The organism is Cupriavidus sp. GW823-FHT07A04 (genome assembly GCF_058794615.1).
Genome location: NZ_JBXAHA010000053.1, coordinates 1 through 1,638 on the forward strand (window position 1 = coordinate 1; position 1,638 = coordinate 1,638).

2 rRNA genes are annotated in these 1,638 nt (G+C 54.0%); both read left to right on the plus strand.

The annotated features are described in order from the left end of the window. Positions 1–1,372: ribosomal RNA gene (locus tag AC1Q7Q_RS40310) — 23S ribosomal RNA — on the plus strand; the annotation flags it as partial. 137 nt (positions 1,373–1,509) lie between these two features. Next, positions 1,510–1,622, plus strand: a 5S ribosomal RNA gene (rrf, locus tag AC1Q7Q_RS40315). Positions 1,623–1,638: the final 16 nt, after the last annotated feature.

Below are 1,638 nucleotides of genomic sequence, written 5' to 3' on the forward strand. Positions count from 1 at the left end.
TGGGGCGAGCGGCCTAGTGCTGCGAAGCAATTGGAAGTGGTTCCAAGAAAAGCCTCTAAGCTTCAGTCATACGAGACCGTACCGCAAACCGACACAGGTGGGCGAGATGAGTATTCTAAGGCGCTTGAGAGAACTCGGGAGAAGGAACTCGGCAAATTGGTACCGTAACTTCGGGATAAGGTACGCCCTTGTAGCTTGACTGGCCTGCGCCAGGAGGGTGAAGGGGTTGCAATAAAATGGTGGCTGCGACTGTTTAATAAAAACACAGCACTCTGCAAACACGAAAGTGGACGTATAGGGTGTGACGCCTGCCCGGTGCCGGAAGATTAAATGATGGGGTGCAAGCTCTTGATTGAAGTCCCGGTAAACGGCGGCCGTAACTATAACGGTCCTAAGGTAGCGAAATTCCTTGTCGGGTAAGTTCCGACCTGCACGAATGGCGTAACGATGGCCACACTGTCTCCTCCCGAGACTCAGCGAAGTTGAAGTGTTTGTGATGATGCAATCTCCCCGCGGCTAGACGGAAAGACCCCATGAACCTTTACTGTAGCTTTGCATTGGACTTTGAACCGATCTGTGTAGGATAGGTGGGAGGCTTTGAAGCGTGGACGCTAGTCTGCGTGGAGCCGTCCTTGAAATACCACCCTGGTTTGTTTGAGGTTCTAACCTTGGTCCGTGAATCCGGATCGGGGACAGTGCATGGTAGGCAGTTTGACTGGGGCGGTCTCCTCCCAAAGTGTAACGGAGGAGTTCGAAGGTACGCTTGGTACGGTCGGACATCGTACCTAAAGTGCAATGGCAAAAGCGTGCTTAACTGCGAGACCGACAAGTCGAGCAGGTGCGAAAGCAGGACATAGTGATCCGGTGGTTCTGAATGGAAGGGCCATCGCTCAACGGATAAAAGGTACTCTGGGGATAACAGGCTGATACCGCCCAAGAGTTCATATCGACGGCGGTGTTTGGCACCTCGATGTCGGCTCATCTCATCCTGGGGCTGTAGCCGGTCCCAAGGGTATGGCTGTTCGCCATTTAAAGAGGTACGTGAGCTGGGTTTAAAACGTCGTGAGACAGTTTGGTCCCTATCTGCCGTGGGCGTTGGAATCTTGACGGGGGCTGCTCCTAGTACGAGAGGACCGGAGTGGACGTACCGCTGGTGTACCTGTTGTCTCGCCAGAGGCATCGCAGGGTAGCTATGTACGGAAGAGATAACCGCTGAAAGCATCTAAGCGGGAAACTCGCCTGAAGATGAGGATTCCCTGGAGCCTTGAGCTCCTTGAAGGGTCGTTCGAGACCAGGACGTTGATAGGCTGGGTGTGGAAGCGCAGTAATGCGTTAAGCTAACCAGTACTAATTGCCCGTAAGGCTTGATCCTATAACCAGTGTGTTTCTACCTGGTGTGAGTGTCGCGTGCCGCTGCAGCAGTAACAAGGCAGCTTGGCCGATACGCACAACCCCTACTACATCCCTATTCGCTGCGTTGAGCATCCCTCAGCGCGGCCACCGTTTATGCCTGGTGACCATAGCGAGTTGGAACCACCCCTTCCCATCCCGAACAGGACCGTGAAACGACTCCACGCCGATGATAGTGCGGATACCCGTGTGAAAGTAGGTAATCGCCAGGCTCTCCCTTGAAACCCC